This window comes from Bartonella queenslandensis AUST/NH15 (assembly GCF_000312585.1).
Classification (GTDB): domain Bacteria; phylum Pseudomonadota; class Alphaproteobacteria; order Rhizobiales; family Rhizobiaceae; genus Bartonella; species Bartonella queenslandensis_A.
Genome location: NZ_HE997977.1, coordinates 78,718 through 86,118, shown reverse-complemented (window position 1 = coordinate 86,118; position 7,401 = coordinate 78,718). Strand labels below are relative to the sequence as shown.

General features: G+C 38.5%; 6 protein-coding genes. 5 read left to right on the top strand and 1 reads right to left on the bottom strand.

Annotation, left to right across the window (positions count from 1 at the left end):
- The coding region (locus BN338_RS00965) for an MFS family transporter (protein WP_039758170.1) at positions 1 to 1,299 on the bottom strand (1,299 nt) is incomplete at its 3' end.
- 221 nt (positions 1,300 to 1,520) lie between these two features.
- On the opposite strand from BN338_RS00965, the gene BN338_RS00960 reads away from it, so the two are divergent.
- The 5 genes from BN338_RS00960 (at position 1,521) to BN338_RS00940 (ending at position 6,702) form a co-directional block, all read left to right on the top strand.
- Positions 1,521 to 2,315 (top strand): thymidylate synthase, encoded by a 795-nt coding sequence (locus BN338_RS00960; RefSeq protein WP_039758180.1) that lies wholly within the window; start codon positions 1,521 to 1,523, stop codon positions 2,313 to 2,315.
- Positions 2,312 to 2,821 (top strand): dihydrofolate reductase, encoded by a 510-nt coding sequence (locus BN338_RS00955; RefSeq protein ID WP_039758168.1) that lies wholly within the window; start codon positions 2,312 to 2,314, stop codon positions 2,819 to 2,821. The genes BN338_RS00960 and BN338_RS00955 overlap by 4 nt, the downstream gene beginning before the upstream one ends.
- 119 nt (positions 2,822 to 2,940) lie before the next feature.
- A complete protein-coding gene (gene hflK, locus BN338_RS00950) occupies positions 2,941 to 4,089 on the top strand; it encodes an FtsH protease activity modulator HflK (protein WP_039758166.1) in 1,149 nt (382 codons plus the stop codon).
- Positions 4,089 to 5,024 carry a protease modulator HflC gene (gene hflC / locus BN338_RS00945; RefSeq protein ID WP_039758164.1) on the top strand — a complete coding sequence of 312 codons (936 nt, stop codon included), beginning with the start codon at positions 4,089 to 4,091 and terminating at the stop codon, positions 5,022 to 5,024. The genes hflK and hflC overlap by 1 nt, the downstream gene beginning before the upstream one ends.
- Positions 5,025 to 5,175: 151 nt before the next feature.
- Positions 5,176 to 6,702: a Do family serine endopeptidase gene (locus tag BN338_RS00940; protein ID WP_039758163.1), complete on the top strand. Its 1,527-nt coding sequence runs from the start codon at positions 5,176 to 5,178 to the stop codon at positions 6,700 to 6,702.
- The last annotated feature ends 699 nt before the right edge of the window (positions 6,703 to 7,401 follow it).

Here is a 7,401-nt window from a genome sequence, read left to right as displayed (position 1 = left end):
ATCGTCTCCTTGTAAATATCCCTTTTTGCGAGCATCTGGCATTAAGAAAATTGCGATGAAGGCAATGATCATCATGCCGGCTATGTAAAAATGGAAGTATGATTCATATCCATGCTTTTTAAATTCGAGAGCTACAGCTTCAGCAGAACCACCGAAGAGCGCATTGGCAATAGCATAAGAGAGTCCAACTCCCATGGCGCGCACTGAAGCAGGAAACATTTCTGCTTTTACGATACCAGAGACGGATGTATAAAAACTCAAAATACACAGCATTCCTATAACGATTAAGAGTGCAATCCAAGTGTCATGGGTGCTCCCTATGATTCTAAGACCTGGAACGATGAAGATAATGGAAAGGGTACTCCAAATAAGCAGTGAAGCTTTTGTACCAATTTTGTCCGCTAGAGAACCAAAAATGGGTTGGAGTAACATAAATACGAATAGTGCGGCTGTCATTATTGTATTAGCAGTGTGTTTATCAAATCCGCTCGTCGTGATTAGATATTTTTGCATATAAGTTGTGCTGGTATAAAATATGAGCGATCCACCAGCTGTAAAACCAATTACTAAAAGAAACGCTTTTCCGTGATTACGTAGAAGCTCTTTAAGACTACCTGTATGTTTTTGAGAACGATTTTCTTTTGTGGTTGTTTCATGAAGAGAACGACGCAGATAAATTGCAACAATTGCGCCACATCCACCAATCACAAAAGGAATACGCCAGCCCCATGCTTTTAACTGATCTTCCGTGAGATAGAGGGCGAGAATAAACATAACCAGGCTTGCAAGAAGTTGACCGCCAATAAGCGTGGCATATTGGAAAGAGCTAAAGAAACCACGACGTTTTTTAAGAGCAACTTCGCTCATATAAGTTGCTGTTGTGCCATATTCACCGCCAACGGAAAGTCCTTGGATCATACGAAGTAAAACGAGTAAAACAGCTGCTGTCGTTCCAATTGTTTCATAGGTAGGAAGGAGGGCAATAAGGAAAGAACCGCCACACATCATAAAAACAGAAATAAGTAAAGAGCGTTTCCGACCGTAACGGTCGGCAATAAAACCAAAGAGCCAACCACCAATCGGACGCATAAGAAAGCCGATAAAAAAGACAATGGAAGATTTTAAAAGCTCGGTAACAACATCACCATCAGAAGGAAAAAACTGTGAGGCAAAATAAATAGATGTAAAAGAATAAACATAAAAATCATACCATTCCACCAGATTACCTGATGCGCTCGATATGATCGAAAGAACACGTTTTCTTGTGTCATGTGGTGCTAAGGCTTCTTGTTTTTCCATAGTTGATCCCTTTATCTCATGTTCATCCATCTTTGTTTATTATCCCTCTATGTTATTTTCTTAGAAGCTGTCTATAGTATTTTATCTTTTGCATGAAAAATTTAGTCAGATCATGATAATTTTCTTGTGTAAGATGTTTTCGGAAAAAGATTTGAATGATCTTTGTTCGGATTTTACAGTTTTTGTTTTCTATAATGAAAAGAATCGGACATAATAGCCCTATGAAATCATATCTTGCTCTTTTATCTCATGTTTTAAATCAGGGGATTGATCGAACAGATCGAACGGGCGTTGGAACGCGATCTATTTTTGGCTATCAAATGCGCTTTGATTTACAAGCGGGATTTCCATTGTTAACGACGAAGAAATTACACTTACGTTCAATTATTTATGAGCTTTTGTGGTTTCTTAAAGGCGATACAAATATCGCATGGTTGAAAGAGCATGGTGTATCTATTTGGGACGAATGGGCTGATGAAAGGGGAGATCTTGGTCCTGTTTATGGGTATCAGTGGCGTTCTTGGCCTGCCCCTGATGGACACCATATTGATCAAATTGACAATCTTTTAACGATGATTAAGGAAACGCCAGATTCTCGTCGTTTGATTGTATCAGCTTGGAATCCCGCATTAATAGAGGAAATGGCTCTGCCTCCGTGTCATTGTCTTTTTCAATTTTACATTGCTGAGGGTAAATTATCTTGTCAGCTTTACCAGCGTTCGGCAGATGTTTTCTTAGGCGTTCCATTTAATATTGCATCCTATGCATTGTTAACGATGATGATTGCACAAGTCAGTGGCCTTGAAGTTGGTGATTTTATTCATACGCTGGGAGATGCTCATCTTTATTCTAATCATTTTGAACAGGCAAAATATCAATTGTCTCGTATCCCGAATGCTTTGCCATGTATGCGCATAAATCCAACGATAACAGATCTTTTTTCTTTTAAATTTGAGGATTTTGAATTGCTTAATTATGAAGCACATCCTCATATTAAAGCGCCGGTAGCAATATGATGATTTCCATTTGTTTAATTGTTGCTGTTGCAGAGAATGGTGTTATCGGTCGTGAAGGTGCAATGCCTTGGCATTTATCGACAGATTTGCAACGCTTTAAAGCGTTGACGTTGGGTAAGCCCATTATTATGGGGCGAAAAACTTGGGATTCTATCGGGAGACCTTTACCAGGGCGTACAAATATTGTCATTACGCGTGATTGTACCTTCAGCGCTGAAGGGGCTGTTGTTGCGCACTCTTTATCGCAGGCTTGTTCTCTTGCAAAAAGCGTTGCTTCTCAAAATGATGTAGAGGAAATTTTTATTATTGGTGGGGGTGAAATTTTTCAACAAGGATTTAGTCTTGCTGATAAAATATTCCTTACAGAAGTTTTAGCTTCTATAGAAGGTGATTGTTTTTTTCCTATTTTTGATAAAGAAAAGTGGACTATTGTGCAAACACAAGATATTCCCAAAGGGGATAAAGATAGTCATCCGACACGTTTTGTTGTTTATGAGCGGAAATAATTTTTTGTAATATGAAGTGGAAAGGGGTTATCAGTTGCGTAATTGAGATAAGAGGAACCCTGTAAGCTTTAAGTGAATGGTTGTATTTGAATGAATGGTAGTCAGTTAAAGAGGTGATAATGCCCTGGACAAATCAAAATGGTGGTGGCCCGTGGAGTGGCGATAAAAACAAGAACAGCGGTGAAAAAAAAACATCAGCTAAGAATTTTTTTGGTTCTGGTGGCAGTAATGGTGGCAATAATGGTCCTAATCTTGATGATATTTTGCGTAAAGGGCAGGATCAGTTTAAACAATTTAGTCGAGGCGGTTTTTTTGTTTTATTCCTTCTTCTTGCTGTGTGTTTTTTGCTCTATCAGTCACTTTATATTGTTCAACAAAATGAGCAAGCAGTAGAATTGCGTTTCGGTGTGCCTAAGGAAGGCATTATTGGTGATGGTTTGCATTTTCATTTCTGGCCAATTGAGACTTATATGAAAGTGCCTTTAACAGAAAAAACAATTGCAATTGGTGGACAGACTGGACAGAGACAACAAAGTGAAGGTTTGATGCTGTCGAGTGATCAAAATATTGTGAATGTTAATTTTTCTGTTTATTATCGTATTTCACATCCAGGACAATTTTTATTCAATGTGAATGATCAAGAAGGAACTGTTCGTCAGGTTGCTGAAAGTGCAATGCGAGAGGTTATTGGTTCAAGACCCGTTGATGATGTTTTACGCGATAAAAAAGAGGAAGTTGCTAACGATGTGAGAAAGATTACCCAGTTGACTGTAGATAAATATCAACTCGGGGTCGAAATAAGCCGTGTATCGATTAGTGAAGCTGCTCCTCCTACCAAAGTTGCTGCGGCGTTTAATTCTGTTCAGCAGGCAGAGCAAGAACGGGGACGAATGATTGAAGAAGGAAATCGTGTACGTTTTACGAAGATTGGTTTAGCAAATGGTGAAGCTTCACGGACACGGGAAATCGCGAAAGGTGAAAAAGCTCAAATGGTTGAAGAGGCAACAGGTCGTGCTGAACGTTTTCAGGCCATAGCCCGTGAGGCAGCAATTTCACCAGAGGCTGCACGTTATCGTCTTTATATGGAGACGATGGGGCGTCTCTTCTCTTCACCCAATAAATTGCTTCTCGATCAAATTAATTCTCCAGCGGTGCCTTATCTTCCTCTAAACGAATTGCTGCGTAACAATTTATCAGAAAAAACAAAGACATCGTCAGCACGTTCTGTATCGCTCTTGGATTCTCATATTTCTGGAGGACGTAAATAATGCAGCAGTCTCGTTTTTTGTTTGTTTTTAGTACCATAATGATTTTTTTTATCATTTTATGGATGTCATTTTTTATCGTTTATCCTCGTCAACAAGTCGCCATTAAGCGTTTTGGACAAATCGTTAAGGTCGAATCTAATCCTGGAATTTATTTTAAAATGCCTTTTGTGGATAAGATGATTGTGGTGGATAATCGGTTGTTGCGTTACGATGTTCCTACGCAATCGGTGCAAGTCCGTGGTGGTGCTTATTATGAAGTAGATGCGTTCTTTATTTATCGTATTACGGATCCAAAATTGTTTTTACAGCGTATTGCTTCTGGGCGTCCACAGATTGCTGCACGTGAAAATCTTGCACCACGGTTTATTGACGCTTTGCGTGCTGTTTATGGTAAGCGAGAATTTAAAGCAGCCTTATCAGATGAGCGAGGCGCGATGATGGCTGAGGTACAACGGCAATTTTCTATAGATGCAGGTTCGCTGGGTATTACTATTATTGATGTGCGTATTAGAAAAACCGATTTAACCGATGCTGTTTCAGAAGACGTTTATCGGCAAATGGCTGCTGAACGGGAAGCTGCTGCTGAAAATATTCGGGCCCGTGGTCAACAAGAGAGAGATCGTATTGTGGCAGAGGCAAACCGTGAATATGAAGAAATCGTAGCAGCTGCAAAGCGTGATGCTGAAATTACGCGCGGTGAAGGACAGGCTGAAAGTATTCGCATTTTGTTAAATGCTCGGGAAGCTAATCCATCTTTTTATGATTTTTGGTTAGCGATGGAACAGTATAAGAATTTAGAGAAAACGCCGATGGTCATTTCGCCAAATGAGGATTTCTTTTTTTATTTTCGAAATTCTCCGCAAGCAAAGAAAAAACCTTCATCAACAATGAGTCCTAGTTTGAGCAAAGCGGATTCAAAGTCCGGTGGAGAATAGATAAAACGAATGTATTGAGGATACTATTTCGTATAAGAAGTATGTTCTATAGCTGCTTGTTTTTATGATGAATGTAAGAGAGTGCTAAGCCATACGGATTTTGCAGAATAAATTGAGTAAAGCTCTTTACGGCTTTGGTTAAAGGCATGTCATGGATAGTAGTGTCGTGAGTAAAAGTGAGTTTTTGAAATCTTTTATTACAAGAGTTATTTTTTGTGTGGTTTTATTTCTATCAGGATCAACGGGTTTGTCTTGGGGTGCAGAGACAAGCAAGGGGCTACTTTCTATTCCTGATTTAGCTGCTGAGCTTTTGGAGACGGTTGTCAATATTTCTACAGCTCAGACTGTTGAAGGAACTGAACAGGATGAAAATACTTCGGTACCTGTTATTCCAAAAGATTCATTGTTGGAGGAATATTTTAGTGATTTTTTTACCCCCAAAGATGGTCAAAAAGATAGTCAGTTTCAAAAGGTGCGTTCTTTGGGGTCTGGTTTTGTGATTGATGCACAAAAAGGCATTATTGTTACAAACTATCATGTTATTGTTGATGCTGATGATATTGAAGTTAATTTTACGGATGGTACAAAACTAAAGGCAAAGCTCCTTGGAAAGGATAGCAAAACGGATTTAGCGTTGCTGCAAGTGGATGCGGGCAATAAAAAATTAAAAGCTGTGCGTTTTGGTGATTCAGAAAAAGCACGTATTGGTGACTGGGTTATGGCTATTGGTAACCCTTATGGTTTTGGTGGGAGTGTGACGGTTGGTATCATTTCTGCACGTAACCGTGATCTTAATGCTGGTCCTTATGATAATTTTATTCAAACAGATGCAGCGATTAATCGAGGCAATTCTGGTGGTCCTTTGTTTGATAGAAATGGTGAAGTCATTGGCATTAATACAGCAATTGTTTCCCCTTCTGGAGGGTCTATCGGTATAGGGTTTGCTATTCCATCGGATATGGCACTTTCTGTTATTAATCAATTGCGTGATTTTGGAGAAATAAGACGTGGTTGGTTGGCTATTCGTATTCAGCCGGTAACAGAGGATATTGCAAAAAGTTTAAAACTAGGCAGTGCTGTAGGAGCATTGGTGGCTGGTAAAATAGAACAGACGGAAGGAAATAATGTCGATAATAGCCAGTTGCAAACTGGAGATGTTATTCTTTCCTTTGGGAATTCCAAAATTAAGCATGCACGTGATTTGCCGCGTTTAGTTGCGGAGAGTTCAGAAGGAAGAGTTGTGGATGTTACTATTTTACGGAATGGGCAAGAAAAAACAGTAAAAGTTAAGCTTGGACGTTTGATTGAAACCGATGCCAATGAAGAGACAGAAGAAGAAGTTGATGATCAAAAAAATAGTGATCTGCCGAAAAGTGTGACAATGCAATTGATGGGCATGACATTATCTGAACTGACAGAGGATTTGCGTCATCGTTATTCAATTTCAGATAAACTTCAAGGACTCGTTGTGACATCTGTCGCACAAAATAGCGCAGCGGATAAAAAGCGTATTCGCATTGGTGAAGTGATTGTTGATATCAATCAGAGTGCTATTACAACAATTGATGAAGCTAAAAAACGTCTTCATAAATTACGTGAAACTGGACGTAAAAATGCTCTGTTTATCGTAGCGCGCCCAGATGGAGAATTACGGTTTGTAACGATCCCTATGGATTGATGCCTAATGGATTGATATTTAGAGAATTCGTTTTTTGTTTTTTATTATTCGCTTTAGTATATGAGTATTTAAAGAGCTCAGTCATGTAACATCTCGTATTTTAAAAGCCCATTTCACGGTGAAGAATATGGATTATATAACATAAAATCCATTGGATGGCTCCATTTTTGCGCTGAATAAAAGGACAAGTTGGGAATAGCACTTGCCAGTTTTTCAATATTGTAACAGTTTTTGCTTTGAAATGTTAATGTTATATGAGAGATATTTGTCGTTTTTCTTAAGGCGGTTGTGATATCTTTGAATTGCACAGGTGAATGCTATTAATATGATGCCTTATGGGAGAGGAGATGAAACGGGTAAATCTTATGATCGTGGGGGTGCACATGTACATTGCAAAATGCTCAACGATTATAAATCAAGCTTTCAATTATTATTATAAATAATGCTCTATGTGAGTGAGATTTTTAGCGCTTTGTGATTTATATTTTATGTGCTGTAGAGGACGTTTTTCTGTTCAGTTTGAAAAAAACTCTTGGAGAAAAATTACACTATAATCAAACAGTTATCAGTATATCGAGATCGTTCTTTGTAATGGATAAAAAAAATAGTGATAAAAAGAGCGCGTGAAAAAAAACTGAGATTCTTGTTATCAATCAGAATTCCATGCTGTTTTTATAGGAAAAAATAAAACTATTTTAT

What these genes read in the sequence shown, in the direction of transcription:
- BN338_RS00960 (WP_039758180.1), top strand. Translation starts at nt 1,521, where the DNA reads ATGAAATCATATCTTGCTCTTTTATCTCATGTTTTAAATCAGGGGATT.
- hflC (WP_039758164.1), top strand. Translation starts at nt 4,089, where the DNA reads ATGCAGCAGTCTCGTTTTTTGTTTGTTTTTAGTACCATAATGATTTTT.
- BN338_RS00940 (WP_039758163.1), top strand. Translation starts at nt 5,176, where the DNA reads ATGGATAGTAGTGTCGTGAGTAAAAGTGAGTTTTTGAAATCTTTTATT.
- hflK (WP_039758166.1), top strand. Translation starts at nt 2,941, where the DNA reads ATGCCCTGGACAAATCAAAATGGTGGTGGCCCGTGGAGTGGCGATAAA.
- BN338_RS00955 (WP_039758168.1), top strand. Translation starts at nt 2,312, where the DNA reads ATGATGATTTCCATTTGTTTAATTGTTGCTGTTGCAGAGAATGGTGTT.